The 24,417-nt window shown below is 59.3% G+C and carries 27 protein-coding genes and 3 pseudogenes; 22 read left to right on the forward strand and 8 right to left on the reverse strand.

Going from position 1 to position 24,417, the window contains the following annotated elements:
• The first annotated feature begins 243 nt into the window (after positions 1 to 243).
• From NO360_RS09985 to NO360_RS10030, 10 genes are all read left to right on the forward strand, one after another.
• The gene (locus NO360_RS09985; protein ID WP_256307662.1) at positions 244 to 1,137 is read left to right on the forward strand and encodes an alpha/beta fold hydrolase; all 894 of its coding nucleotides are present in this window, start codon (positions 244 to 246) and stop codon (positions 1,135 to 1,137) included.
• Positions 1,138 to 1,296: 159 nt separating this feature from the next.
• Positions 1,297 to 1,494, forward strand: coding sequence for a PRC-barrel domain-containing protein (locus tag NO360_RS09990; protein ID WP_256307663.1), 198 nt, complete (start codon positions 1,297 to 1,299; stop codon positions 1,492 to 1,494).
• A 102-nt stretch (positions 1,495 to 1,596) separates the two neighbouring features.
• A complete protein-coding gene (locus NO360_RS09995; RefSeq protein WP_256307665.1) occupies positions 1,597 to 2,505 on the forward strand; it encodes a winged helix-turn-helix domain-containing protein in 909 nt (302 codons plus the stop codon).
• 213 nt (positions 2,506 to 2,718) lie between these two features.
• A complete protein-coding gene (locus NO360_RS10000) occupies positions 2,719 to 3,420 on the forward strand; it encodes a class I SAM-dependent methyltransferase (protein ID WP_256307666.1) in 702 nt (233 codons plus the stop codon).
• 111 nt (positions 3,421 to 3,531) lie between these two features.
• Positions 3,532 to 5,196, forward strand: a complete 1,665-nt coding sequence (locus tag NO360_RS10005) for a serine hydrolase domain-containing protein (protein ID WP_256307667.1) — start codon at positions 3,532 to 3,534, stop codon at positions 5,194 to 5,196.
• On the forward strand, positions 5,193 to 5,600 hold the full coding sequence (locus tag NO360_RS10010; protein WP_256307668.1) for a hypothetical protein: 408 nt from the start codon (positions 5,193 to 5,195) through the stop codon (positions 5,598 to 5,600). Before NO360_RS10005 ends, NO360_RS10010 begins: the two co-directional genes overlap by 4 nt.
• Positions 5,601 to 5,696: 96 nt before the next feature.
• The gene (locus NO360_RS10015; protein WP_256307669.1) at positions 5,697 to 6,383 is read left to right on the forward strand and encodes a helix-turn-helix domain-containing protein; all 687 of its coding nucleotides are present in this window, start codon (positions 5,697 to 5,699) and stop codon (positions 6,381 to 6,383) included.
• 98 nt (positions 6,384 to 6,481) lie between these two features.
• A complete protein-coding gene (locus NO360_RS10020; protein ID WP_305149165.1) occupies positions 6,482 to 7,540 on the forward strand; it encodes an ABC transporter ATP-binding protein in 1,059 nt (352 codons plus the stop codon).
• On the forward strand, positions 7,537 to 8,454 hold the full coding sequence (locus NO360_RS10025) for an ABC transporter permease (protein ID WP_256307671.1): 918 nt from the start codon (positions 7,537 to 7,539) through the stop codon (positions 8,452 to 8,454). The genes NO360_RS10020 and NO360_RS10025 overlap by 4 nt, the downstream gene beginning before the upstream one ends.
• A gap of 148 nt (positions 8,455 to 8,602) precedes the next feature.
• The gene (locus NO360_RS10030; RefSeq protein ID WP_256307672.1) at positions 8,603 to 9,409 is read left to right on the forward strand and encodes an alpha/beta fold hydrolase; all 807 of its coding nucleotides are present in this window, start codon (positions 8,603 to 8,605) and stop codon (positions 9,407 to 9,409) included.
• Positions 9,410 to 9,444: 35 nt separating this feature from the next.
• Here the strand turns inward: NO360_RS10030 and NO360_RS19080 are convergent, their stop codons facing one another.
• On the reverse strand, positions 9,445 to 9,600 hold the full coding sequence (locus NO360_RS19080; RefSeq protein ID WP_425601428.1) for a helix-turn-helix domain-containing protein: 156 nt from the start codon (positions 9,598 to 9,600) through the stop codon (positions 9,445 to 9,447).
• On the opposite strand from NO360_RS19080, the pseudogene NO360_RS10040 reads away from it, so the two are divergent.
• Both NO360_RS10040 and NO360_RS10045 read left to right on the forward strand, forming a co-directional pair.
• Positions 9,587 to 9,721 (forward strand): annotated as a pseudogene (locus tag NO360_RS10040) (ADP-ribosylglycohydrolase family protein); the annotation flags it as partial. The gene NO360_RS19080 and the pseudogene NO360_RS10040 sit on opposite strands and share 14 nt — an antisense overlap.
• Positions 9,721 to 10,146, forward strand: a complete 426-nt coding sequence (locus NO360_RS10045) for a hypothetical protein (protein ID WP_256307674.1) — start codon at positions 9,721 to 9,723, stop codon at positions 10,144 to 10,146. The pseudogene NO360_RS10040 and the gene NO360_RS10045, both read left to right, overlap by 1 nt.
• A gap of 63 nt (positions 10,147 to 10,209) precedes the next feature.
• Here the strand turns inward: NO360_RS10045 and NO360_RS10050 are convergent, their stop codons facing one another.
• Entirely contained in the window at positions 10,210 to 11,007 is a 798-nt protein-coding gene (locus NO360_RS10050; protein WP_256307675.1) for a hypothetical protein, read from the reverse strand.
• 129 nt (positions 11,008 to 11,136) lie between these two features.
• A pseudogene (locus tag NO360_RS10055) lies at positions 11,137 to 11,451 on the reverse strand (BlaI/MecI/CopY family transcriptional regulator); the annotation flags it as partial.
• On the opposite strand from NO360_RS10055, the pseudogene NO360_RS18955 reads away from it, so the two are divergent.
• From NO360_RS18955 to NO360_RS10100, 9 genes and pseudogenes are all read left to right on the forward strand, one after another.
• Positions 11,450 to 12,091 (forward strand): annotated as a pseudogene (locus NO360_RS18955) (3'-5' exonuclease); the annotation flags it as partial. The pseudogenes NO360_RS10055 and NO360_RS18955 sit on opposite strands and share 2 nt — an antisense overlap.
• A 344-nt stretch (positions 12,092 to 12,435) precedes the next feature.
• Positions 12,436 to 13,641, forward strand: a complete 1,206-nt coding sequence (locus NO360_RS10065) for a CBS domain-containing protein (protein ID WP_256307677.1) — start codon at positions 12,436 to 12,438, stop codon at positions 13,639 to 13,641.
• 220 nt (positions 13,642 to 13,861) lie between these two features.
• Complete coding sequence (locus tag NO360_RS10070) at positions 13,862 to 15,259, forward strand: FAD-binding oxidoreductase (protein ID WP_256307678.1); 1,398 nt, start codon at positions 13,862 to 13,864, stop codon at positions 15,257 to 15,259.
• 62 nt (positions 15,260 to 15,321) lie between these two features.
• Entirely contained in the window at positions 15,322 to 16,569 is a 1,248-nt protein-coding gene (locus NO360_RS10075; RefSeq protein ID WP_256307680.1) for a flavin-containing monooxygenase, read from the forward strand.
• Between the two features lie 112 nt (positions 16,570 to 16,681).
• Complete coding sequence (locus NO360_RS10080; RefSeq protein WP_256307682.1) at positions 16,682 to 17,596, forward strand: alpha/beta hydrolase; 915 nt, start codon at positions 16,682 to 16,684, stop codon at positions 17,594 to 17,596.
• Between the two features lie 13 nt (positions 17,597 to 17,609).
• The gene (locus tag NO360_RS10085) at positions 17,610 to 18,524 is read left to right on the forward strand and encodes a DMT family transporter (protein WP_256307683.1); all 915 of its coding nucleotides are present in this window, start codon (positions 17,610 to 17,612) and stop codon (positions 18,522 to 18,524) included.
• A gap of 196 nt (positions 18,525 to 18,720) precedes the next feature.
• Positions 18,721 to 19,821, forward strand: a complete 1,101-nt coding sequence (locus tag NO360_RS10090; protein WP_256307684.1) for an SPFH domain-containing protein — start codon at positions 18,721 to 18,723, stop codon at positions 19,819 to 19,821.
• Positions 19,818 to 20,093, forward strand: coding sequence for a hypothetical protein (locus NO360_RS10095; RefSeq protein ID WP_256307685.1), 276 nt, complete (start codon positions 19,818 to 19,820; stop codon positions 20,091 to 20,093). The genes NO360_RS10090 and NO360_RS10095 overlap by 4 nt, the downstream gene beginning before the upstream one ends.
• Before the next feature lie 306 nt (positions 20,094 to 20,399).
• Positions 20,400 to 20,735 (forward strand): DUF7344 domain-containing protein, encoded by a 336-nt coding sequence (locus NO360_RS10100; protein WP_256307686.1) that lies wholly within the window; start codon positions 20,400 to 20,402, stop codon positions 20,733 to 20,735.
• A gap of 111 nt (positions 20,736 to 20,846) precedes the next feature.
• Here the strand turns inward: NO360_RS10100 and NO360_RS10105 are convergent, their stop codons facing one another.
• The 4 genes from NO360_RS10105 to NO360_RS10120 form a co-directional block, all read right to left on the reverse strand.
• On the reverse strand, positions 20,847 to 21,092 hold the full coding sequence (locus NO360_RS10105; RefSeq protein ID WP_256307687.1) for a hypothetical protein: 246 nt from the start codon (positions 21,090 to 21,092) through the stop codon (positions 20,847 to 20,849).
• 37 nt (positions 21,093 to 21,129) lie between these two features.
• The gene (locus tag NO360_RS10110; protein ID WP_256307688.1) at positions 21,130 to 21,471 is read right to left on the reverse strand and encodes a YybH family protein; all 342 of its coding nucleotides are present in this window, start codon (positions 21,469 to 21,471) and stop codon (positions 21,130 to 21,132) included.
• On the reverse strand, positions 21,356 to 21,814 hold the full coding sequence (locus NO360_RS10115; RefSeq protein WP_256307689.1) for an antibiotic biosynthesis monooxygenase: 459 nt from the start codon (positions 21,812 to 21,814) through the stop codon (positions 21,356 to 21,358). Before NO360_RS10115 ends, NO360_RS10110 begins: the two co-directional genes overlap by 116 nt.
• A gap of 162 nt (positions 21,815 to 21,976) precedes the next feature.
• Positions 21,977 to 22,774 (reverse strand): TrmB family transcriptional regulator, encoded by a 798-nt coding sequence (locus NO360_RS10120; protein ID WP_256307690.1) that lies wholly within the window; start codon positions 22,772 to 22,774, stop codon positions 21,977 to 21,979.
• A gap of 389 nt (positions 22,775 to 23,163) precedes the next feature.
• Between NO360_RS10120 and NO360_RS10125 the strand changes: the two genes are divergently transcribed.
• Complete coding sequence (locus NO360_RS10125) at positions 23,164 to 23,967, forward strand: TrmB family transcriptional regulator (protein WP_256307691.1); 804 nt, start codon at positions 23,164 to 23,166, stop codon at positions 23,965 to 23,967.
• 30 nt (positions 23,968 to 23,997) lie between these two features.
• Here the strand turns inward: NO360_RS10125 and NO360_RS10130 are convergent, their stop codons facing one another.
• Positions 23,998 to 24,402, reverse strand: coding sequence for a HalOD1 output domain-containing protein (locus NO360_RS10130; protein ID WP_345780190.1), 405 nt, complete (start codon positions 24,400 to 24,402; stop codon positions 23,998 to 24,000).
• Positions 24,403 to 24,417: the final 15 nt, after the last annotated feature.

A 24,417-nucleotide genomic window follows, 5' to 3' on the forward strand; every position in this document is an offset into this window, starting at 1 on the left:
TGTGATTTCGGAGACGCGTTCGGTGGGTTTCGTGACCGAGTTCCGGAACCTAAACTTACCTTCTTACTGGGTGAGTCGTGGCACGAACCCCGAGCTGATGCGATCGGGCTCGTAGTCGGAGATAAAAATAGCCCCACTGCTACGGCAGTCTGCCTATTCAGATACATCGCGTATTCTCTGATACCAAACCCACGTTGACGCCTGAGTAGAGCGCCCGAACCGTTCGCCTTCCCAACAAAACTGATGTCAGCCACGACTCCGTCCACAGACACTGACGCATCGCTGCTTACAACCCCTACCATCGAGTCCGCCTACCGGGAGGTAAACGGCGTCCGACTCCACGTCGTAACAGCCGGTGAACCTGACGCACCCCTCGTCGTCTTGTTACATGGTCACCCGGATTTCTGGTACGGGTGGCGCGACCAGATCGGTTCGCTCGTCGAAGCCGGCTACCGTGTGGTGGTCCCGGATCAGCGGGGTTGTAATCTGAGCGAGGCGCCCGACGGAATCGATGCCTACCGGATGTCGAATCTCGTCGCCGATGTCCGTGAATTAATCCGCAGTGAGGGACGCGAATCGGCCCACGTAGTCGGGCACGATTTCGGCGCGTTCGTCGCTTGGAACGTCGCTCTCCGTGAGCCGACGGTCGTCGATCGGCTCGGGATCTGCAACGTTCCGCACCCGACGGTGTATCGAGAGACGCTCCGCTCCAGTCTCCGCCAGATCGCCCGGAGTTGGTACGTCTGGTTCTACCAGTTCCCGAAGCTCCCCGAGTGGCTGCTGCGCCGGAACGGGATGAACAATATGGTTGCGACGCTCGAAGTGTCCTCGAATGAAGGAACGTTCGACGACGAAGCGATCGCACGGTACCAGGCAGCGTGGCAACACACTGGTATCGAGCCACGAATCAACTGGTACCGTGGCTTCCGGCGATCAGAGCGACCCCCGCGCAACACCGTGGTCCAGCCAACGCTGATCTGCTGGGGCGAAGACGACGTCGGACTCGTCCCGTCGATGGCCGAACGGAGTCTCGACTACTGTGAAACCGGGCGCCTCAGGACGTTTCCTGACGCGTCACATTGGGTGCACCACGAGCGCGAGGCAGTCACCGACGAACTACTTGATCACCTGTCGTGACTGAGCCGTTGGTTGATCACAGTCACAAACAAATGAGGCCCCGCGACGGGGCTCAAAACTGAAGTCGTTGTTTCAGCTTAGTTGAATGTTAAGACTCCATTCTGACGAGAATTGTCTATGGGTTCGCTCTCTCTGGCCTCTCTTAGCGACTGTGACGGTATGACAACTGACGGGACGAAACTTGGAACGCCCGAAAACATCACACTGAAACCTACCACGGGTGAAATCGAATTTCTCTGCGTCGATCCGAGCGGCAAGGGGTCAGCCGAATTCCCACGAATGGAGAATGGCCAGGTGGTCGTCTCCATAGAGAGAGTCGAAACAGCACAAGAGTACCTCATCGTGAATGCCCCGTAGCTATCCTGGGACACGGTTTCGGACTGTTAATTCGCGGGTAAGTACCTGAAAGAAGGAGGGGTTTCAACAGTATGCCTGGAGTGGTGGGAACCATCTCAAATCATGACCGGACGTCGTTCGCCGACCGATATCTTTCGATTACTTGCCGACGATACTCGGGTCGATATTCTTCGCGCCGTCGCGGTTGCGCAGTACGATCTTGACCAGGTCGACTCGGGCGCTGCTGAGCTCGCGTTCTCTGAGATTTATGACCGTGTTGACGTGGAAAATAGCTCGAAGCTGTCGTACCACCTCGGGGAACTCGCTGGGACCTACCTGCGAAAAACCGACGACGGGTATTCGCTTTCGCACGCTGGTGAACGCATCGTTCGGTTTATTCTCGCTGAAAATTACGGTTCACCGGAGTCGTTCGGTCCGGAACCGATCGATGGGGTGTGTATCTTTTGTGGGGCGGAGGCGCTGGAAGCGAGTTTGTCGCATCAGTTTTTCCGAATCGACTGTACGGCGTGTGAGCAGCAAGTCGCTGGACAACCGATAACGCCCGCACAGGTCAGGACACGGGGAACCGACGCTCTCGTTCAGAGTGTCAAGCGACGAAGTGCGGAGGATGCCAGACTGATTCGACAACGGCTGTGTCCGGAGTGTGGCGCGCAACTCTCCGTGGAGGTGGTTGAGGTGCCTGCGAGTGCGTTGCCTGAGGCTGCTTCGTTTGTTGTGCGGAGTACCTGTGGCGCGTGTCTCCGGGAGTATAATAGCCCGTTGACGTATAGCGCCGTTTATCATCCGGCATCGATTGCGTTCCATTGGGAGCGCGGAGTTGACGTGACTGCCAGAGGGCTCTGGGAATTTCACGAATACGTATATGAGGGCCGGTGGACATCCGAACAGGTCGCGTCGGACCCCGACGAATACGAAGTCGTGTTGCGTCACGGGGAGGATGCAGTGAGACTCTATCTCGACTCGACTGCGACCGTGGTGCGGACGGAGCGCGTGCGACGCGAGAACGGTTGATTTCGGCGATAGTAACAGTTTCATTACAAAATCGGTGTTGAGTGGAATGCGGTGCTGATCAGATATTTTCCGATTAGTGGTGTAAATGGTCTAGAACCGTGGCTTTACGCTCAACTCAAGTTTTGAATCAAATCCGATAAATTATCAAATATCCAATGTTTTATGGACGTCAGCGGCTCGACCTACAGATGTAGTCACCGGAGGCTCACCCCCGTGCAATCGAAACCCATCCACGACCCGACAGGCCAGGCGAATCGAACACAGAGCGAGCAGACTGCGCGAGAACAGTCAGTACCAAACGGCTCGAAATCAGCCGACGAGATCGCCGACGCGTACGCAGACGTGGCTGACGAACTCGCTCGGTGGCGCCGACTCGACCAGTTGGTCGCTGGACGGTATCGTCGAGATCACTTCTGGCACGCGAGTGGGCGAATCCTTGATGTCGCCTGCGGGACCGGGCGGAATTTCCAGTACCTCCCGTCGGCAAGCGAGGTCGTCGGTATCGACATCAGCGATGAGATGCTCACCCACGCTCGTTCTGAACTCGACAGGCTCGATGTGGAAGGAACGGTTCAAACGATGGATGCCCAGGCGATCGACTTCCCTGACGACAGTTTCGACACCGTCGTCTCGTCGTTTTCCACGTGCACGTTCCCCGACCCGATGGCCGCGCTCCACGAAATGGAGCGCGTCTGCACATCCGACGGCGAGATACTACTACTCGAACACCGTCACAGCGACGCTGCGCCGCTCGCTCGGCTCCAGGATTGGCGGGCTGAATCCCAGTACGAGAAGAACGGTTGCCGACTAACCCACAACCCGCTAGAAACCGTCGAACAGGCCGGCCTCACCGTCGAGAGCACCTCAACATCGTGCTTCGGTCTCATCGCTACCATCGAGGCCTCACCGAGGTGATCACCGAATGAGCACGTTCTCGCACGTATTCGGGCTTCAATTGGGCATTCGCGTCACAGCACGTGGAAATCCCAACTAATGACACGATCACGACGTTCCACGGAAACCACTATGGGTGATCGAACGACGAGACGGTCGTTCCTCGCGTGTCTCGGTAGTCTCGGGCTCGTGGGCTTCGGAACTGCAGCCGGGCGGACGAGCGCCACGACCAACTCCCAGATTACAGAAAGACAGGAAAACGAGAGTCCCGTCCCGGATCCCGACGGGCTCGAAGCGTTCGTCGATGATGTGATGGCCGAACGGATCGGGGTGACGACTCCCGGAGCTACCGTGGCGATCGTCTCGGGAGGTTCTCCCGTGTTCACCAAGGGATACGGTGTTGCAGATACTGACGCCGGAGTCCCGGTTCGAGCTGACGACACAGCGTTTCGGGTCGGGTCGGTCGGGAAACTCGTGACGTACACCGCCGTTATGCAGGGTGTTGAACGAGGCGTGCTCGACCTTGACGCCGACATCACCACGTATCTCGACGACTCACCAGTTACTGTCCCGGCTACCTACGATGAGCCGGTGACCCTTCGGCATCTCGGCACACACACCGCTGGGTTCGAATCCACGCTCGATCCCGAGCTCGTCGCTGATCCAGATGCTCTCGACTCGCTGGAGACCGTCCTGGTCGATCAGCAACCCCCGCGTATCCGTCGACCTGGTGAACTCGTCGGGTATTCCAACTACGGCGCGGCACTCGCTGGTCACGTCGTAGCTGAGGCACACGACACGACGTTCACGGAATACGTCCAATCGGAAGTTTTCGATCCGCTCGGAATGTCCCACAGTACGTTCGCCCAGCCCGTCCCCGACAACCATCCGGGAAATCTCGCTGCACCGCACGTCCGCAACGATGCGTCGTTCACCGTGGCCGACGACGTCTACATCAATATGCGGCCCGCAGGGTCGCTGAGCGCGACCGCAACAGAGATGGCCGCATTTATGCAGGCACATCTCGGCAATGGGGCCGTCAGCGGCACGCGGATCCTCAACGCGGCGACTACCGAGCGGATGCATAGTCGCCATCACGTGCGCCATCCAGCAGTCACGAACTGGCGGTACGGCTTCCACGAGTACGGGAGCCCGGATGCGAACCTCCTCGCCCACTCGGGTGCGACGGTCAACTTCACGAGCCACTTGGCACTCGCACCAGATCACGAGACCGGGATCTTCGTGGCGTACAACAGCAATCCCAGCGGGCTTCCGGCGGCTGTCGTCGATGAAATCATCGCTGAGTATGATCTCCAACCCGCGCCACCCACTCCAACTCCCACCTCGAAACCAGGTAGGCGGGAGCGCGCTGAAACCGTCGCCGGCGAGTACAGTCTTTCGTCCCTCCCAGCGAGCGGTCCTCTGCAGGTCGCCGACCAACTCGCACACCTTTCTGTCGAATCTGCAGACGATAGCCGTCTCCGCACATCCACTCTCGACGGCGACACCCGGGAGTGGATCGAGACCGACCCGTACGTGTATCACGAGGTTGGTGGTCACGAGGTCCTCGCTTTCGAGGTTACAGACGGGGAAGTGGAGGGGCTGAATATGAGCGGCGAACCGACTGGCGTCTACCAACCGGTTCCGTTCCACGAACGACAGCTCGTCACTGGCGGTGTCCTCGGGACAACAGTATCTGGCTTCGGGCTATCGCTCGCTGGCAGGGTTGCATACGGCACCCTACAACAGTGGAAGCAGCGTCGGACTGGCAGTGAACCTGAGGTGGGTCCTGAATGACGGATCAACACGTCTCGCACCAACAGACAGACCAACTCCAGGAATCAGACGACGAGAGTCGGATCACGCGAGACGTCACGGGCGGGGTCACGAGGCTCCCGTGGCTCGCTCGGGCAGCAGCCGTCGGGCTGAGCGCTGTCTCTCTGGGGTTCGTCGTCCTGTTTAGTCTCATCGTTGGTACGGGCGGCAGTCTGACGCTCGTCACGCGACCGCTGGCGATGCAGATCGCACTCACGCTCCCGTATCTTGTGGTACTCCTCACGCTAGTGACTAACGTCGGTGCCGTACTCTCGTGGCGAAACGGCTACTGGTCACTGTCTGCACGCGTCCACCAGACGCTGTTGGCACTTCTCGGACTTGCATTTAGCTGGTTACTCTCTAATCTCGGCTTCTTCACTGTGTGAGTCGCCTCGGGGCCAAGCCCCGAGCCGATTGACCAGACAGATTTCCCCGTTCGTCTCTTTCGCCATTCACATAACGACCGATAAAATAGATAACATATGGGACTCGTTGCTGAGTTCGATATCCACTGTCAGGCGTTACCGCTCGCTGGCGTCGCGGAACGGGCGTCTGAAGCCACGCTGGTCTTAGAGATGCAGTACAATCATGGGAACCGGCCGCTATTTCTCGTCACTGTTCAGGACGGGTCGCAAGCGACCGTTGAGGCTGCCTTCACGGATGCATACGACGTTGGGGAGTGGACGCTCGTCGGACAGGCGGGCGATACCCGTCGATACCAGGTCCTCCCAGCGCTCAGTCTGGAAGAACAGCTCGGAGACCACCTCGACGATCTTGCGGGTCTCGAAGCGCTCGCAACGGCTGACGCGATTATCGAGCGGATTGACGTCGTCCCAGGCGGGTGGCGACAGACCGGTTGGTTCGCCGACCGAGACGCGTTCAACAAGTTCTCCTCGTTCTGGCAGCGGAATGCCGGGTTCCGCTTGCACCGTCTCACCCGAGACGGGGAGTCCGAACCGCCGGGTGATGGACTCACCGACCGTCAACACGAGGCACTCCGAACCGCGTACGAACTGGGGTATTTCGACATCCCGCGGAAAGCGTCCCTAGAGGATGTCGCCGCAGAACTTGGGATTTCGCCGTCGTCCGTCTCTGAGCGACTGCGGCGAGCCCAAACGCAGCTCATCGAGGAGACCGTGGCGACGACGTGGCCCCCACTCCCCAACTAACGGAGACCCAGCGCCCTCTCTGATCGGGAGAGGGACTTAAACGCCCGCACAGATTCGAGAATTCCCTACCCGGAGGCGGCTCGACGTTTTACTCGCCTATGGTATTGCAACAGGCGCAACGACAATCTGAGAACGAGGCGGGTACCGCTGTGCGGCACTCCGCGATCCGCGCTGACGATGTCCACGTCACGTATGACGATGGGACCGAAGCGGTCCGGGGCGTCTCCCTGGACGTCGAAGAAGGCGAATTCTTCGGCTTCCTCGGCCCCAACGGAGCTGGCAAAACAACCACGATCAAGACCCTCGTCACGTTGCTGCATCCAACGCAGGGATCAGTCCGGATCAACGGCTACGATACGAAGACCGATGCACGGGCTGTCCGCGAATCGATCGGCTATATGGCCCAAGAAACAAGCATCGACTTTGAGCTCACACCCTGTGAGAACCTCCGTATTGCCTGTCGAATGTATGGCGTGCCGAAAGATCAGCGCGACGAACGCATCGAAGAACTGCTCGACCTCGTCGATCTCCGAGACGTAGCGGACAAGCGAGCGGAAACGTTCTCGGGCGGAATGCAGAAACGGCTCGATACGGCGACCGTCCTCGTGCATCGTCCCCCGGTGGTTTTCCTCGACGAACCGACTACCGGGCTGGATCCCGAGGCACGGCTCCGTGTCTGGAACTACTTCGAGAAGATCAACGATCAGGGAACGACGGTGTTCCTCACGACACAGTATCTCGAAGAAGCGAACGAGTTGTGTGACCGCCTCGGCCTCCTCCAAGATGGACGGATTACCCACACCGGCACCCCGGACGCACTCAAATCAGCCGTAGGGACGGACACTGTCACACTCACCCTGAAGAACCCGTCCGATGGGACACGCCGTCGTGCCGTAAACGCGGTTCGTCGCCTCAAAGACCTCGATACGGCGACTATCGAACGAACTGCCGACGGCCTCACCATCGAAGCCGACAACGCTCGCTCAACCACGAGCGAACTGTTCACTGAACTAGCCGCAGCGGACGTCGAAGTCACTGATTTCGACATCCAATCACCGACGCTTGATGACGTCTTCCTCACACTGGCCGGTGAGGATGATAGTAGCGACACCAGCACGAAGGACGATACAGTGAGTGCTCGGGCGGTGGCGCGATGAGCAGCGTCCCTGCCGAACGGAACGCCACCGAGAGTGGCTCGGTGACGAGAGCCTCTGGGAACAACTCCGTGACTGACGCCTGGATCAGCTTCAAACGGTGGCTCGTCAAGACCTCCCGCAATCCGTACGTGACGTTCACGTCGTTGATCCAGCCGGTCATCTTCTTCGTCCTGATGGCGGAAGTACTCGGTGCCATCGCAGGAGGAACAATCGCCCAAACAGTACAGAGTGATATAACGTACGTGACGTACCTCACACCCGCAATAATCATTCAGTCAACACTGGCCGCGGCGGCTGTCTCCGGGATCGGGCTCGTTGACGATATGGAGACAGGAATGTTCGACAAGACGTTGATTTCCCCGATGAATCGAGCTGCGATGTTCGTCGGGAAAGCACTGTCTGAAGTGGTTCGCATCACTGCCCAGACGGGAATCATTCTCACTCTCGGGTACCTGCTGGTAGTTCTTAAGCCAGGGGCACCTGCCGCGCAGTATCTCCAGACAGGAGCGGTTGGTGTCCTCGGTATCGTCGTCGTGACCGTCATCTTCGGCGGCGTCTTTATGGCGTACTCGAATATTGTCGCGCTCGTTACTCGTGATCGAGAAGCGACAGTGATGATCGCCAATCTCCTGACCTTCCCGTTGCTGTTCATTTCGAGTGCGTTCCTTCCACTCGAGATCCTTCCTGGCTGGATTCAAAGCGTTGCAGTCGCCAATCCCATCACGTACGGTGTCGATGGCATCCGAGCACTGATGCTCGGACAGGACGTGATGTCGGTTTTCGAGGTAACGGCGTTCGCTGGGCTTTGGAACACGGTTCTCCCTGCTGTTGTCGTTCTTTTCGGATTCAACATTGCTCTTGGTGGTATTGCCGTCGGCCTCCTCAAGCGGGCTTCCAAGGCCGCGGTTCAGTAACCCCTTAGTTCTACTATTCGACGGGCCACGCCTACATCGCCCCTCTTCTAAGAGCACGCATCGGTCATCCTGCCACGGCCCTATTTAAAACGCCGGACGACTGAGAGTCACTCACTCTTCGGTTACACCCCAACGATACAACGCATCAATGCAGACTGTGATTTCCGCAGACGGGACCAGTATCGCATACGAACAGTACGGAGAAGGCCCGCCGCTCATTCTCCTTCACGGCGGGTCGTCTCCCGAGTACTGGAAGCCAATCGTTCCTCACTTCGCTGAGGACTACACGGTCGTTGTTCCCCACCGACGCGGCGTTGGGGAAAGCGGCGACTCTGAGGAGTATCGCCTCGAACGTGGTGTCGAAGACGTTCAAGCAGTTATCGATGCAGTCGAAGGAACGCCGGTCCTGTTCGGGCACTCGTTCGGTGGTCTGTTAGCGATCGAAACCGCTCGGAAAGCATCGGTCAAGAAGCTCATCGCGTATGAGCCGGCGGTTCTCGTCGACGACTATGGAGAACAAGCCGAACTCGCAGCGCGGATGCAGGAACGAATCGACGACGGCGATCGACGCGAGGCAATGAAGTTCTATATCCGAGAGGTGATGCACGGTGGCGAGATCGATGATCTCGATAGTTGGCTCGCTGAGTGGCCGCCGTGGCCCGAAATCGTCGCTTTGACCGAAAACATCGCGCGAATCAATCGCGCGATCGAGCAGTACCAACTTCCGGACGCACTTGAGATCGACGCGCCAGTCCTCTTACTGACCGGGACTGCGGGACCGCCTCATCTTCGAGATGGCATCCGTGCAGTGGACGCCGCCCTTTCGAGCAGTCAGTTCGTAGAATTCGATGACGTCGGTCACGGTGGTCCGACGGAAGCCCCTGATCGCATCATAGCGACGGTACACAGTTTCATCGACGACGAAGCGACGCCAATGCCGGAATCTGGCTTCTGATTGAGATCGCCTTTCGGTTCGCCAGAACGTAGTATTCACAGTACTACTGGATGATCTCCGTAGAGCGACACAAGTCGCGCTTCTGCCTTCCGCAGGTGGTCTGCGACGGTGCTTTCCGAGCAATCCATCTCGTCGGCGATCTCTCGGACGCTTGTCTGCCGCGGGATCTCATAATATACGATAGGCGCGATTGCGGGCGCAGTCGCCGGGGCACGGTTCGGCGCGCCACAACTCCCGGATCGATGGGTGAGTGCGATTGATGAGGTCGACGAACTCGAAACGCTGGCAACGCACCTCGTGGACCTAGCGTAATGTACGCCTTAGCGTTCGATCGGGACTGGACGGTCGACGTGAACCCCCATCCGCAGCGGGACGCAGTGCCGCTTTCGTGGTCCGGTACTGGGCGCACGAGATCGGCCACGAGGGCTGGGCGGTCGGGAATCAAGAACCTCGTTGACGAAGCAGCTATTCCAGGGACAGTGGGGTCGATTCGGCGTCGTGACGGGCATATTGATGCGCTCGGCGAGCAGAACGAGTACGGGTATTACGAGTGGTGGCCGGACCGTAAAGAACGGCTTCGGATTCTTCGAGAGTTGTTCCCCAATGCCGAGGGCCATCTCGTGGTTGATGATCTCGATTTAGGACACGTCGATGGCTGGGACCACTATTACGCGTGGGACTTCGTTGAGCACGTTCAGCACGGAGATCTCGCGCTGTCAGTCCCACCGAGCAGGTGAGGCGGCTCCAGCCGAGAGGTGAGCGCAACAGGCGCTGGTAGCAGTGGTCACCACAGGACGAACTCAGACACGAAGGAGTGTCAGCCGGGACTCGTTTTCCAGATTCTCCGTGGTAGCTGCGGTAAAGAGTTCCAGCCCACCTCTGGATTTGACTTGGGTCGTGATTTCGTCCCGTACTGCTTCAGCGTCTCTCAGTGTCAGATCGGTTCCAGCCTGAAGGAAGCTGACGCACTCCTCAGTGTGGGTACGGTCGTTGGTGTAGACCGGATTCTCAAGCGTATTGGTGACGAGGGTTTCTGCGAAGTCGTGTACCGACACCCCCGAGTCGACGTTTTTCTCCTGTCCCCGGAATCCTTGCATTAGCCCGGCAGTTTGTAGTTCCTGGTAGAGTTGTGGAGGTGGTGAGATCTGGATTTGTGCAGTCAGAATGGTTAACAAGTCTGTTGCCAGTTCTTGCACGAGTGTCTGGGCGCAGGGGACCGTGGCGTCAACAGCATCAATCTCGTGAGGTCTGGTGTCGTCTACAGGGACGGGAATGGCGATACTGGTGGTTTCTTCAGGTAGTGTGTCCCCGATTCTTTCTCCGAGGCGATGGCAGTCCGTGCTACCGGTAAGGATGACAAAGTCTGCTTCTGTCGCAGCAGTTGGGAAGTCTTCCAACTCTTGTACACCGTATGTGTGTGCCTCCGAGTATCTGCGATGTGGGTAGCGGGAGTCCCAGCCTTGTTGAGCGATTTGTGCACCGAGATCACCGTATCCGAGAAGGAGAGACAGGGGCTCTCCGAACTCGTCGACAGCTGTGTCAGTGTCGTGGGGCGGACCTGCTTGAGATTCCAGCATATCCGCAATCATATCATCCATATCCGGTGATTACGAGGTCATCTGTGATAGAACTCCGTCAGACCCTCGGTTCTATGGGCGGTGGAAAAAGCTGGTGTGGAGACCCGCTGGGACACCAGTTCAGGGACGCCTGCTCGAACGGCCAACAATTCACTGCATCGGCGACGCCGCTGCCGAACCGACGAGCGAGTACTCTCGATCCCGACTCGTCCCCTCCGCCTCGATGAGGTTGTACTGCTCCATCTTCGAGAGGTATGTGCGGATAGTCCGCTTCGTCCGTGGGCCATCGGCGTCCTCGGTATAGCCCTCGTGAATCTCGCTCGGCCCGACCGGGCCGTGCTCGCGAACGGTGTCGTACACGGCGCGCTGGTATGGCGTTAGTGAATCGAGACTTTTCTGCTTGATCTGGGCCTGAGCATCCTCCGCGGCGTCTAGGAGGATGTCGTCGGTGATGCACTCGTGGTTCTACGATACGCCTGAGATCCAGGCGCTCAGAACCTGCTTCGGGCACTTGGTGATCCACAGGACAACGTCTCGCTCTATGGGGTGCTTCGATCGCCGCTGTTCGGCTTCACCGATGACTGCCTCGCACCGGCTGTCGCAGAGACCGATTCAGTGTTGGACGCGTTCGCCGAGACGGACGATCCACAGCTCGCAGATGCCTTCGACCTCCTCACGACGTGGCGGACCCTTAGTGGCTGCGCGACGCCGTCTGAGGATGGCGTACTCCCGTGGAACCGTCTGTTGTCCCGAGTGATCGACGACACGGGGTATCTGGCGAGTGTGAGTGCTGACGAACACGGTCAGCAGGCCGTCGCGAACGTCGAGAAGTTCCGCGACCAGGTCCGCACTTGGAGCGAGAACGGTGTCCACACAGCTGCCGGGTTGCGCCATCGGATCGACCGCCAAGCTGAGATCGACCCCCGAGAAGGGGTAGGCTGACATTCCAGGAGATGTTGAGGGCGTTCGGATAACGACGATTCACGCAGCAAAGGGACTCGAGTTCCCGATCGTAACCGTCCCTGATCTCGGAAGTGACCTCAATTTCGGGCGGTCCGTCGACGACCACGGCTATGTCCGCCTCGTCGGGGGGACGACTGATGCCCTCCTACGAACCGTCGTGGAGGAAGACCTCGTGGATGAAGTGGTCGAACGGTTCGAACAAGCCCGCGAGTCTGCTTCTTCAGAATCGACTGAATAGCGTGCTATTCTGAAATAGAATACTATTCTACAATATCTTGATAGGTGTCTCAGAAGTGCCGGATCCTTCCTCAGTACGGTGGACTCAGTTGGAACCGCCGACTCACAGTAGTTGAGACTAATGGTCTCAATGCATACGGCCAACACAATATAATATATCGCATAACCATTATTTCACACTTCCCTCCCTCTACAGTCAGTGGTGGGACAGGCATAACCGGCCTGCGCCCCTCTCACTAGAGAGTTACTATGGATATTTCCGAAATCCTCTCACCGAAATTCACCGAGTTCGACATCGGAACCCCGCTCTCGAAGGTCGCTGGGGCATTCGAGAACCAGGAACTCGATGCTGTCGTCGTCACGGACGGCGACGAGTATCGCGGCGTCGTCAGTCGCCGTCAGTTGGCGTCCTCGTCCAACCAACCGTCTGCGAAGGTCGGTTCACAGGTACAGCACGTCCCGACGGTTGACCGCACCGAGGACGTCCGCGAGGTCGCGCGACTTATGATCGGGAGCGACGCCAAGACGCTCCCCGTCCTTGACGACGACCGTGTCATCGGTGTCGTGACCGGCGATGCCGTGCTCGAGGCAGTCCGGCCGTTTCTTGATGCGGCGACTGTCGACGACGCGTTCACGGCGGAATTAGTCAGCGCAACCCCTGAAACCACGATCGGGAAAGCGCTCAATATGCTTCGAGAGGCTGGCATCGCCCACCTCCCAGTCGTCGACGAGGACGGCCTCGTGGGAATGGTGAGCCTGTACGACGTCATTGAGTTCACGACGCGCGGCGGCACCAAGAGCCAGGGTGGGTCGTCAAGCGGCTTTGGTGGTCGTGGCGGGGGGCAGAACCGCGGCGGGTTCGGCGCGCGTGAGGGCGACGCCGACCGGATGCTCGATCTGCCGGTACGGAACCTGATGTCCGACGCGATCGCGACGGTCGAGCGGAGTGCACCGCTCGACGAGGTCGTCGCGACGATGTTCGAACAGGAGATATCTTCGCTCGTCGTCACGGCAGACGACACCGACGAGCCGGTCGGGATCATCACGAAGACGGACCTCATCGAGGCGCTCACCTGGGAGCGCGAGGACCGGAACGCCGTGCAGGTGTTCGGGCTCGACCTGCTCGAAGGGATGGACTACGACGACGTCTCCGCGCTGATCGAGCGTATGACCTCGAAGTACGGTGAGATGAGCGTGATCAAGGCCAGCATCGAACTGCAGGAGCACAAGGAACAGAACAGGGGCGTGCCGCTGGTACTGGCACGGATTCGGCTGGTCACCGACCGTGGCTACTTCACTGCCGACGGAGAGGGGTACGGTGCCTCCCACGCCCTCCGTCTCGCAGCGAACGCCGTCGAACGCCAGCTGCTCAAGGGGAAAACCTACGGCCAGTCGAAGAAGCGGCCGAACGCGGAGGAGCAAGAACAGCTCTACGGCTGGTGGCTCGGTGGGTAAATACGCGAGGTTCAGCCCACCTCTCGATGGCTGTCCAGAGTAGCCGGTAATCGGACAATCTGCGATACGGATCGATGGGTCCAACAGCGCGAACGCGGTTATGATTCGGACCACTCCCCGACGTTGTGTGTCACTCGGTTCCTCCTCACACGATCTTTTGTGAAAATGGCACACACCTATGTCCCATCTCGGCGTAGTTGATAGAGAACGTGATTCGAGAATGTCACTAGAAACATCCAAAATAGACAACGACGCACTCGACGAATTCTCTGGGTCACTGCGTGGATCCCTCCTCCGGCCAGACGACGAGGGCTACGACGAGGCTCGGGCAGTCTGGAACGCGATGATCGACGAACGCCCGGCCTTCATCGTTCGATGCGCTGGCGTAGCTGACGTCATCAGCGCCGTGACGTTCGCCAAGGAACACGACCTCCCCATCTCGGTGAAAGGTGGCGGACACAACATCGCCGGCAGGGCCGTCGAGGACGATGCCCTTATGATGGACCTCTCGCCGATGAAATCCGTACGGGTCGATCCGGACGCGAAGACGGCTCGCGTCGAACCTGGCGTGGTGCTCAACGAACTGGACCACGAAACCCAGGCCTTCGGACTTGCCACGCCCGTGGGGTACAACTCCACGACCGGTATCGCCGGGTTGACGCTCGGCGGCGGGTGGGGATGGCTCTCCCGGAAGCACGGATTGACCGTCGACAATCTCATCTCGGCCGATGTCGTCACCGCAGACGGCGAATTGGTACACGCTAGCGAGGACGAAAACGAAGATCTCTTCTGGGGGATTCGTGGCGGCAGTGGCAACTTCGGGATCGTCACCTCATTCGAGTTCCAACTGCATGAGGTCGGGCCGACCGTGTTGTCCGGCCCGATCGTCCATCCCTTCGACGACGCTAAGACGGTTCTCGAAGGCTACCGGAAGTTCGCCGCCGATGCACCCAACGATGCGACGGTCTGGTGTGTCATCCGGCACGCACCCCCACTGCCGTTCATCCCTGAGGAGTGGCACGGCCGGAAGGTCGTCATTCTGGCGACGTTCTACGCTGGTGATATGGAGGAGGGCGAGGAGGTACTTCAGCCGATCCGTGATGTCGGTGATCCGATCGCCGACGCGGTCGGTCCACACCCCTACACCGGCTGGCAACAGGCGTTCGACGGTCTGGCTCCGGCTGGCAATCGGAACTACTGGAAGTCCCACAACTTCGACGAGATGACTGACGGAATGATAGAGACGTTCATCGAGTACGGGAAGACGATCCCGACCCCGGAGACGGAGATCGCCATTCCACACCTCGGCGGGGCGATGAACGAGAAACCCGTCGACGCGACGGCCTACCCCCACCGAAACTTCGAGTTCACGATGGTCCTCCACACACAATGGACGGATCCCGAACAGGACGAGGAGTGTATCGCGTGGACGAGGGAGATGCACGAGGCGATGGCTCCTCATGCGACCGGCGGCGTCTACGCCAACTTCGTCCCCGAGGAGGACGGTGACCAGCAGGCTGCCTACGGCGAGAACTACGATCGACTGGTCGAGGTCAAAAACAAGTGGGATCCTGAGAACCTGTTCCAACTCAACCACAACGTCGAACCGACGGAGTAGTCCAGTGCTCGAACGCCAAAATTCACTCATAAACGACAACAAAAGCGACGGACAATAGCGCAATGACCGAACACCGGGATGTCGTCGTCATCGGCGCCGGGCAGGCGGGGCTGGCGACGAGTTACTACCTGACGGAAGCCGGCTGTGACCACGTCGTCCTCGAACGTGATCGGGTCGGCGAGCGCTGGTGCAGCGAGCGATGGGACTCGTTCACGCTGGTGACGCCGAACGTGATGAGCCGCCTTCCGGGCTTCCCCTCCGATGGCGACGACTCCGACGGCTACCTCACTCGTGACGAGGTCGTCGAGTATCTCGAGGCTTACGTCGATCGCTTCGATCCCCCACTCAGGACTGGTGTCGAGGTGCTGGCGGTTCGGCAGCACGACGCCGGCCATACCGTCGAGACGGCCGACACTACCTACGGGACGACCAACGTGGTCGTGGCGACCGGCCCGTTTCAACGCCCACGAATCCCCGAGTTCGGCGCCGATTTCCCGTCGTCCGTTCGGCAGCTACACACCAGCGAATATCGGAACCCGGACAAGCTCGATCCCGGTGGGGTGCTCGTGGTCGGTTCCGGCCAGTCGGGCACCCAGATCGCCGTGGAGCTCCACGAGAGCAGGCGTGACGTGTCCCTCTCGGTCGGGAAGGCAGCGAAGGCGCCCCGTCGGTACCGCGGGAAGGACATCGTCTGGTGGATGGTCGCCCTGGGTGGACTCGACGCGGTCGTCGATGGCCTGGACTCGCCCGCCGACCGGTTCGGGCCTAACCCCTACGTCTCGGGCAAGGACGGCGGTCAGGAGATCGACCTGCTTGATCTTGCCGCTGACGGTATGACGCTGCTCGGCCGCGGCGAGGGAGTCGAGGACGGCCGGCTCGTCGTTGCCGGTGACCTCGAGGAGAATCTCCGGAACGCGTCTCGCTTCTACGCCGGCATACTCGGTCAGATCGACGACCTCATCGAAACCGAGGAAATCGACGCTCTGGACCCGAGGTTTGTCTCCAGGGATCCGGAGGCAATCTCGGTCGAGAGCGTTCGAGAGCTCGACCTCAAGGCGGCGAACGTTCGGACCGTAATCTGGGCGACCGGGTTCCAGTTCGACTTCAATTGGGTCGAGCCCACGACGTTCGACGAGTACGGCTACCCTGGCCACGACCGTGGCGTGACTGACAGTCCCGGGCTCTGTTTCCTCAGGCTGCCGTGGTTGCCTACGGCGGGATCATCGCTCCTATTCGGCGTAGGCGGCGACGCGAAATACGTGACTGACCACATTCTCAGCCGGCTAGAGCAGGCCACCCCAAGCATATGAACGCTATGCCCAGACCGTATGCTGTCCGTTCAGCAAGGACAAGATGGTTACCCACGTACCAGGAATTCCGGTCTCACAGGAGCGTCTGCTCGACCGTTTCGCGGAGGAACCAATGAAACGAGACGTGACCTTCGACTCGGAAGGGGCAGAGGTGAGTGGCTGGTACTACTCGCCCGACACGGCGCCACCGTGGCCCCTGGTCGTCATGGCCCACGGGTTCTCCGCAACCAAAGAGATGGTTGCTGACAGGTACGCAGAGGTGTTCGTCGAGGCAGGCCTGGCCGTGTTGTTGTACGACCATCGGGGCTTCGGGGCAAGCGAAGGCGAACCCCGCCAGCAGATCAATCCCTGGATGCAGGCACGGGGGTATCGCGACGCGATCTCGTTTGCGGCCACGCTCGACGATGTCGATTCGTCCCGGATCGCCGTGTGGGGCGATAGTTACAGTAGTGGTGCTGCGCTGGTCGTGGCCGCCCTGGATGATCGGGTGGCAGCACTGGTCGTTCAGGTCCCGGCTCTTGGAGAGGAAGTACCGCCGGACGATCCAGATGGATCCCTCCGTGACGCGATCGAGGAGACGGTTCGCTCGGGATCAATCGAACCGACTGCGGACGAGATCCGTGGGCCGATGCCGGTCGTATGGGACGACCAGGAACGGCGTTCCTCGGCCCTGAAACCGGAGACGGCATTTCGCTGGTTCACCGGCTACGGGACTCGCTCGGACACGAACTGGACGAACGAGGTCACGCTCGTCCGTCCAGAGCACCCCGTCCAGTGGTATCCTGGCCTGTGTGCCTCGGACGTGTCGTGTCCGGCCCTATTCGTGGTCTCCCCCGACGACGAGATGGTCCGGTCGTCCCCTGCTGTAGCCCGCGACGCGTACGAGCGACTGGTCGGGCCGAAAGAGTGGGTAGAGATTCCCGGTGGGCATTTTGGGCTGCTGTATTATCCGAGCGAGACGTTCGACAGAGCGTCATCGGCACAAGTGCGGTTCCTTACAGAGACTCTGCTGTCAGAGGATGGTTGAAGACGAGTTATCTATGTCTCGCAACCGGACGGTGGGGTTGTTCCTCCTCGTCACGCTCCTGTTCGGGTCAGCCTTCCCGGCAGTGAAGACCGGCTTGTCGTTCATCCCACCGCTTATCTTCGCAGCGACCCGAAGTTACCTGGCTGCCGCGCTTCTGCTGGCCTACGTCGGCGTGACGACGGAGTACTGGTATCCCCGCTCTCGACGGGACGTGACAGCGGTGCTCGCCGGGGGACTGTTTCTGGTCGGCGGGACGGGTGTCGGCTTCGTCGCCCAGCAGTTCATCACCGCAGGCGTCGCTGCGATCATCTTCAGTCTCGCCCCGATCATTACTGCGGTGCTCGCGTGGCCGCTCCTCCCCGCGGAGCGACTGGTCGGCCGCGACTACGTCGGCGTGGTTCTGGGCTTCATCGGGATCGTCGTCGTCATCCGCCCGGACCCTACGGGCCTCCTCGATCCGGAACTCGTCGGGAAACTGCTCTTTTTCGGCGCCCTGATCGTCGTCGAACTCGGGGCCGTCCTCATCCGACGGAGCAGGACATCGATGCCGATCCCGGCGCTCACCGGCTGGGCGATGGTGCTCGGGGGGACCGTCCACGTCGTCCTGGCTGTCGGCATCGGCGAGTCCATTGCGAACATTCAGGTGACCCCGCTGTCAGTGGCGATAGTGCTCTATCTCAGCGTCTTCATCGGGGCTTTCGGGCTGGTGATATATCTCGTGCTGATGGGCGAGGTGGGGCCGTTGAAGGCGAATATGACGACCTATCTCACTCCCATCGTCGCCCTGGCGATCGGGTTCGTACTACTGGGCGAACGCATTCACCCGCTGACGCTCGTCGGCTTCGGGATCATCGTCGCCGGATTCGCGCTACTGGAGAGTCGGGAGATCAGCGCCGAACTCGTCAAGTACCGTAGCCTGTTCCGGTAATTGAGTTCGGCTCGCAGTGTCGGGTATCGAGGGACGCCAGAAACCGAGACGCGGAGAGTACGATCTCCAGTCGTGGGAAGAAGTCAGTGCAGGAGTTAACCGGCATCCTCGCCGATCGCGTCACTCACATAATGAAAATCCCGACTTATGTGAAAATATCGTCCTTTGATACAGTCACGGAGTGAACGTAGAACGTATGCACGACCCGATCACGCTGCAGATCTCCACCCTCGGATTATGGATTGTCGGTCCGCTCGTACTGGTGCTGGCAGTTGTGACGGTCTGGCAGATGGTGCGGTTCGTAGACGCCTACGACAAACAGGCGCTCACCGTGTTCGGCGAGTATCGCGGCCTGCTCGAACCGGGAATCAACTTCATTCCCCCGTTCGTCTCGCGCACGTTCACGTTCGACATGCGAACGCAGACGATGGACGTGCCTCGCCAAGAGGCGATCACGCGTGACAACTCCCCCGTGACAGCGGATGCAGTCGTTTATCTCCGTGTGATGGATGCGAAGAAGGCCTTCCTCGAGGTGGAAGACTACAAGACGGCAGTCTCGAACCTCGCCCAGACCACGCTCCGGGCTGTAATCGGCGATATGGAATTGGACGACACGCTGAACAAGCGTCAGGAGATCAACGCTCGCATCCGCAAGGAACTAGACGAGCCCACCGACGAATGGGGGATCCGCGTCGAGTCAGTCGAGGTGCGAGAGGTCAATCCCAGCCAGGAAGTGCAGCACGCGATGGAACAGCAGACCGGCGCGGAGCGGAGACGCCGGGCCACCATTCTCGAAGCACAGGGGGAACGCCGGAGTGCAGTCGAGAAAGCCGAAGGAGACAAACAGTCGAACATTATCCGAGCGCAGGGCGAAAAACAGAGCCAGATCCTCGAGGCACAGGGCGACGCGATCTCGACGGTGCTGCGAGCGAAATCCGCCGAGTCGATGGGCGAACGCGCCATCATCGACAAAGGAATGGACACGCTCGAAGCGATCGGGCAGGGCGAGTCGACGACGTTCGTCCTCCCCCAGGAACTCACCTCGCTGGTGGGTCGCTACGGCAAGCACCTCACGGGCAGTGACGTGGCGGCCAACGGACACCAGCTAGACAGCCTGCAATTCGACGCCGAGACGCGCGAACTCATCGGTCTCGACGACATCAAGGAGATCCTCGGCGAAATCGGCCAGGCGGCTGAGTTGGATGTCGAAGAGTTAGAGCAACAGGCCAAGGCGGTCAAGGACGGGACACCCGAGAGTGCCGACCACGCCGATAAGCAGATCAACGACCCAGCATGACTTCCGAACGAAACCCTCCGACAGGATGGGTGTTGGAAACCGAGCGGACGACACACGACGAACTCATGGGTCGGGACTATACCACGGTTCTCTATCGCCAGGAACACTCCAGAAAGGCGGTATACATCAATGAGGTCATCGACGGAAGGAACGTCTGGGAATACAATGTGCATCACTCGGGGCGGGACGGTGACCTTGGAACCGCTGCTGACCTGGAAACAGCGAAGCAGATCGCGTACGTGTTTATGAGCGACTCCGTCGCCAGAGTGTGATATCGACCGCTTCTCGTGCTCGGCGCCGCGTTTCTCGACGCGATCGGAACGGATTTCGTACTATGTGTATTCTCTCCGCTGGTGTGCGGATACCGAGACTAACGCTCACCAATTGCATCAAGCGACCACATTTTAACGAGCAAACAATTTTTGATTAACTGGGTTACGTGAGCTTTGAGAGCCTACGACGACCAATGTAATAATACGGCAGATATGTGCACTCAGTAAGTGTAACTCACATAATCAAAATGTCCTCAAGTGTGAAAATCGACACAATTGATGCACCTCGGTAGAGAGTGACGCACTATGACGAACCAGAGTTTTGACGCGTGTCTCCGCCTTGTCGCCGACCAGCACCGACGTCGGATTATCCACCACCTGCGCCACGAGGCTACCGGAACCACGACATTCGAGGACCTCGTCGATCAGATACACAGGCGAGCTTCCGACTCCAAAAACGGTCCACAGCAGGACCGTGAAGAACTCGCTATCCAACTCCAACACTCCCATCTGCCGAAGTTAGCAGACTACGGCGTCGTCGAATTCGAACACACAACTGGTGCCGTCCGGTACCATCCTGACGAACAGGTGGAAACGGTACTTGACTCGCTCCCTGGAGAAGTATCGCTGCCGAATCCTTGATTAGCAAACGAAGCCATTCTTTCAGCTGGGGTGCTCTCAGGTAGCTGACAGACCCTCCGTCCAAGCTCCACAGTGCGTACTTTGCTCACGGTCCTCATTTTGTGGACTCACTCAGTTACGCTCAACATCATCTCCCCGTGAAAACGCTACCAATTCATATGGGTGGGCCATTGCTGTTGTAGGCCCACCCATTGAGGAACTCCTCCAACGCTCCCCGAACAGCGCGTCGGCATCATCGATGACTTCGACGTCGAGGCCGGCGAGATTCGACCGCCTCCAGCTCTCGGAGTTGCTCACCCACTCCAAGACATACTCGATAGGCGCTTCTATCTCGATTTCGTGGTCAAGGGATATCATGGGTGTACAACTCCACCGCTACGTTCTCGTCGGTCGCTCAGGCACCTATGTTCGCCACCATCTCGGCGAACTCGGCGTGGAAATCGGCGTGGTGATGGACGACTTTCCACTCGCCGTTCTCTTTCCGGTAGACGTTGGTCGCCCGGCCCTCCAGGGAGAGCTGATCACTCGCAATGGTCATCGACGCCGACTCGGTGCAGAGTTCGTATGCAAGGTCGCCGTTGACGCGAATGACCTGGTCCGTACGGGTGACCTCCCCACCCTCACTCATTGATGCGACTCCTTCCCAGGACCCGTTGACAGCGTCCCAGCTCTCTTCCCGTCCACCGATCGGGTGCATAGTCGTCACGTCGTCCTCGTGTGACCAGACGTCCGCCATAGAACTGGCATCGCCTTTCGCCATCTCGTCCAGTGCACTCGGCGGATTTCGCCTCGGTCTCCTCGAGGATGTACACTTCCGGTTCGCTGATGACACCGAACTCTCCCATCTTTTCCGTGACGTCGGACTCTTCCATAAACTGCTGGAACGCCTCCGCGCTCTCCCATTCCCCGATCATCACGATTTCATTCGGGTTTCCGGCCTCGTGAAACAGGCGGTAGTCCTCGGCGGAGCCGTACTCTTCACGGGTGCTCGCGTGGTCGTCGAATCCTGGTTTCCACGAGTCGTAGTCCTCTACGGTGTGTTTGAGGAAGATTGTCGTCATTGTTGTGCCCATACTCATACAGGACGCTCAGCTATGCGAAATAGTAGCACTTTCACATTGGGAGTGTTACGAGCAACTGAGTGACACACGACCACCCAGACGGGACGCGTGGTGAAGATGTGCACTGTATACACCACGACCGTGAAACCTATCGCTGATTGAGGATTTCACCGAGGCCCGTCAATTAGGATCCTCCGCGTCAAGTCGCCAGGTAAAAATCGCCTTCAGCACCACGACCAGACTGTTCGTGTCGCCCTCGCCCCAGATGGCAGTCTCCGAGCGCGGGCCGGACGGACTCGCGTCCGCGCCGTTGACGAGCGCACTTACGAGGGTTTTGCGCCCGTCGACCATCATGAGCCGTCCCGCCGACGTATCCGACCAGACCCACAGCGACTCGAACATCGTCGCGCCGGGGATCTCGTCCTGAATGCGCTCCTGGACCTCCGTCGACACGCCAGCGAGCTTGATCGAAACGCTCCGCTCTGCGGCCTCGCTTAATCCCTCGATAAGGTCCTCGGTAATGAGATCCTCGACGGTCATGTAGACGATTTCATCGTCCGCGTCGGCGAAGAACTCCAAGACCCGTTCCGTGACCGCAGTCTGCCCGTCGACCGTCCAGACGCCGCGCTGTTCGGCCTGTCGTTCGACGGGTTCGAGTTCACTCAGCGCCGTCCGGAGGAGTTCCGTGCGGTGCTGGAGTTCGTGTTCGAACGTCCGGCTCGCAGTTTCGGCGGAAATCGCCCAGAACTCCTTGGGCGAGGATTGCTGAATATCGACGAGTCCCCGGTCGTGTAACTCGTCGATCGCGTCGTATACGCGAGTGCGCGGCACCTCCGACACCTGGCTGACGTCTCTGGCCGTCCCCGTGCCGAGGCTCGCAAGCGCGACGAACGTCCGGGCGGCGTAGGCACTCAACCCGAACCGTTCGAGTTGCTTGATCGCGGCGGTCTGTGGGTCTTCGACTGGATCACTGCTCATCGATGTGGCGAATGTGGGGCATTGTGAGCCCAGCCACGAAGAGTGGCCGGGCCGACACGCAACAGTGCGGTGGTTGGGACACAGAACTGGACTGCGTGCCGATAGAAGAATTAGTTTCCACCCGGTATATCCTTTTTGTGATTAAACGGGTGACTTTTTTTCTCCCGATTATATACACTTCTGAGCGATGAACTCCTAAGCTATCTACTGTCACTGAAAATATCACAACAATTTTGTGAAGCTCGTCTGTGAAGCGGACTCAGGCGAGTATTTTGCCCGTAGCACGTCTCATCCGTACTAGCCGTTATGACAGGAGTGACAATACCTATCCGTGTCGGGAGCAAACCATTTAGAGAACCACTGGGGAACTCCCCGTGAGGTTGGGACATATGATCACTGATAATAGTCTGGAGGAAGCGATCGAAGTCCTCCAGCAACTCGGCCTGAAAGAATACGAGGCGCGATGCTTCGTCGGCCTGTCCCGTCTCCACACGGGTACAGCGAAGCAATTGAGTGAGATGACGGAGGTTCCCCGGACGCGTGTGTACGATGCGATTCGAGTGCTGGAGGCACAAGGCCTGGTCGAGATCCAGCATTCGAGCCCGCAGCAGTTCCGGGCGGTTCCGCTCGGGGAGGCGACTGAGACCCTGCGTGACCAGTACGAAGACCGCGTCGAGCGCTTCCACGATGCGCTGGACACGGTCGAAATCGTCGAACAAGACGACGAAACCCCCGTCCAGCAGATATGGGCGATGTCCGGGCGTGCCGCGATCGAAAATCGGACGGACCAACTCATTGAGGATGCGGCCGAGGAGGTCGTATTGGTCGTGGGGGACGAGTCACTGCTGACCGAGGATCTCGTTGCCACCCTCAACGACGTCGGTAACGGGGTCGACCTTCTCATCGGCGCGCTGACGGAGTCGCTTCAAGACCAGATCCAGACGGCCGTGCCGGACGCGACGACGTTCATCTCTGGCCTCGAGTGGCTACACGGCGAGGACGCTACTGAAAACGAGACGGCGATCGGCCGGCTCCTTCTGGTCGACCGCTCGACGATTCTTGTGAGTTCACTTATGCCCGACACCAAGGAGGAACAAGCGATATTCGGCGAAGGATTCGGAAATGGGCTGGTCGTCATCGCTCGGCGACTCATGGCACAGGGGTTGTTGATCGCCCGTGATCCCAGGCAGTGATCTCGCGACGAGCGACTATTAGCTACTCCGTCAGCGGACGCAACTGTCAGAGGGTTCTTGATCGCGTTCGTCGCAAAACCGGCCTTCGAGCAACTGGAGAGTGAGATACTCGCCATTGTCGACCGTGATGCAACAATCGTTGTATACGAACGAGAGGCGTCCGCCTGTCCGAGGAGTTCCGTCGTCCCGCGGGTCGAACAACGAATCTAACGCAGTCGGATCGACGACATCCGCCAGCGGTCGGAGAGAGCATAGTTCACGGCCTTCAACTGCGCTCACCGCGCGTACGACGGCCGTGCTGACCGATTCTTCCGGCCCGATTTCGTACTCCACAGTTCTGATTCGTGCTAGACGACGAAAAGCTCCGAAGTTTTTCACCCGAGTTATCAAAATAGGTTTCAGATTGACACGCTGAAGGCGCGTGTTGACATACACTCGGTCGGTGGAGTG

It is taken from the genome of Halobellus litoreus (assembly GCF_024464595.1).
Lineage (GTDB): Archaea > Halobacteriota > Halobacteria > Halobacteriales > Haloferacaceae > Haloquadratum > Haloquadratum litoreum.

What these genes read in the sequence shown, in the direction of transcription:
- NO360_RS10045 (WP_256307674.1), top strand. Translation starts at nt 9,721, where the DNA reads ATGTACGCCTTAGCGTTCGATCGGGACTGGACGGTCGACGTGAACCCC.
- NO360_RS09990 (WP_256307663.1), top strand. Translation starts at nt 1,297, where the DNA reads ATGACAACTGACGGGACGAAACTTGGAACGCCCGAAAACATCACACTG.
- NO360_RS10125 (WP_256307691.1), top strand. Translation starts at nt 23,164, where the DNA reads ATGATCACTGATAATAGTCTGGAGGAAGCGATCGAAGTCCTCCAGCAA.
- NO360_RS09995 (WP_256307665.1), top strand. Translation starts at nt 1,597, where the DNA reads ATGACCGGACGTCGTTCGCCGACCGATATCTTTCGATTACTTGCCGAC.
- NO360_RS09985 (WP_256307662.1), top strand. Translation starts at nt 244, where the DNA reads ATGTCAGCCACGACTCCGTCCACAGACACTGACGCATCGCTGCTTACA.
- NO360_RS10080 (WP_256307682.1), top strand. Translation starts at nt 16,682, where the DNA reads ATGAAACGAGACGTGACCTTCGACTCGGAAGGGGCAGAGGTGAGTGGC.
- NO360_RS10090 (WP_256307684.1), top strand. Translation starts at nt 18,721, where the DNA reads ATGCACGACCCGATCACGCTGCAGATCTCCACCCTCGGATTATGGATT.
- NO360_RS10105 (WP_256307687.1), bottom strand. Translation starts at nt 21,092, where the DNA reads ATGATATCCCTTGACCACGAAATCGAGATAGAAGCGCCTATCGAGTAT.
- NO360_RS10110 (WP_256307688.1), bottom strand. Translation starts at nt 21,471, where the DNA reads ATGGCGGACGTCTGGTCACACGAGGACGACGTGACGACTATGCACCCG.
- NO360_RS10095 (WP_256307685.1), top strand. Translation starts at nt 19,818, where the DNA reads ATGACTTCCGAACGAAACCCTCCGACAGGATGGGTGTTGGAAACCGAG.
- NO360_RS10015 (WP_256307669.1), top strand. Translation starts at nt 5,697, where the DNA reads ATGGGACTCGTTGCTGAGTTCGATATCCACTGTCAGGCGTTACCGCTC.
- NO360_RS10025 (WP_256307671.1), top strand. Translation starts at nt 7,537, where the DNA reads ATGAGCAGCGTCCCTGCCGAACGGAACGCCACCGAGAGTGGCTCGGTG.
- NO360_RS10010 (WP_256307668.1), top strand. Translation starts at nt 5,193, where the DNA reads ATGACGGATCAACACGTCTCGCACCAACAGACAGACCAACTCCAGGAA.
- NO360_RS10085 (WP_256307683.1), top strand. Translation starts at nt 17,610, where the DNA reads ATGTCTCGCAACCGGACGGTGGGGTTGTTCCTCCTCGTCACGCTCCTG.
- NO360_RS10020 (WP_305149165.1), top strand. Translation starts at nt 6,482, where the DNA reads ATGGTATTGCAACAGGCGCAACGACAATCTGAGAACGAGGCGGGTACC.
- NO360_RS10030 (WP_256307672.1), top strand. Translation starts at nt 8,603, where the DNA reads ATGCAGACTGTGATTTCCGCAGACGGGACCAGTATCGCATACGAACAG.
- NO360_RS10070 (WP_256307678.1), top strand. Translation starts at nt 13,862, where the DNA reads ATGTCACTAGAAACATCCAAAATAGACAACGACGCACTCGACGAATTC.
- NO360_RS10100 (WP_256307686.1), top strand. Translation starts at nt 20,400, where the DNA reads ATGACGAACCAGAGTTTTGACGCGTGTCTCCGCCTTGTCGCCGACCAG.
- NO360_RS10075 (WP_256307680.1), top strand. Translation starts at nt 15,322, where the DNA reads ATGACCGAACACCGGGATGTCGTCGTCATCGGCGCCGGGCAGGCGGGG.
- NO360_RS10115 (WP_256307689.1), bottom strand. Translation starts at nt 21,814, where the DNA reads ATGAGTATGGGCACAACAATGACGACAATCTTCCTCAAACACACCGTA.
- NO360_RS10120 (WP_256307690.1), bottom strand. Translation starts at nt 22,774, where the DNA reads ATGAGCAGTGATCCAGTCGAAGACCCACAGACCGCCGCGATCAAGCAA.
- NO360_RS10050 (WP_256307675.1), bottom strand. Translation starts at nt 11,007, where the DNA reads ATGGATGATATGATTGCGGATATGCTGGAATCTCAAGCAGGTCCGCCC.
- NO360_RS10065 (WP_256307677.1), top strand. Translation starts at nt 12,436, where the DNA reads ATGGATATTTCCGAAATCCTCTCACCGAAATTCACCGAGTTCGACATC.
- NO360_RS10005 (WP_256307667.1), top strand. Translation starts at nt 3,532, where the DNA reads ATGGGTGATCGAACGACGAGACGGTCGTTCCTCGCGTGTCTCGGTAGT.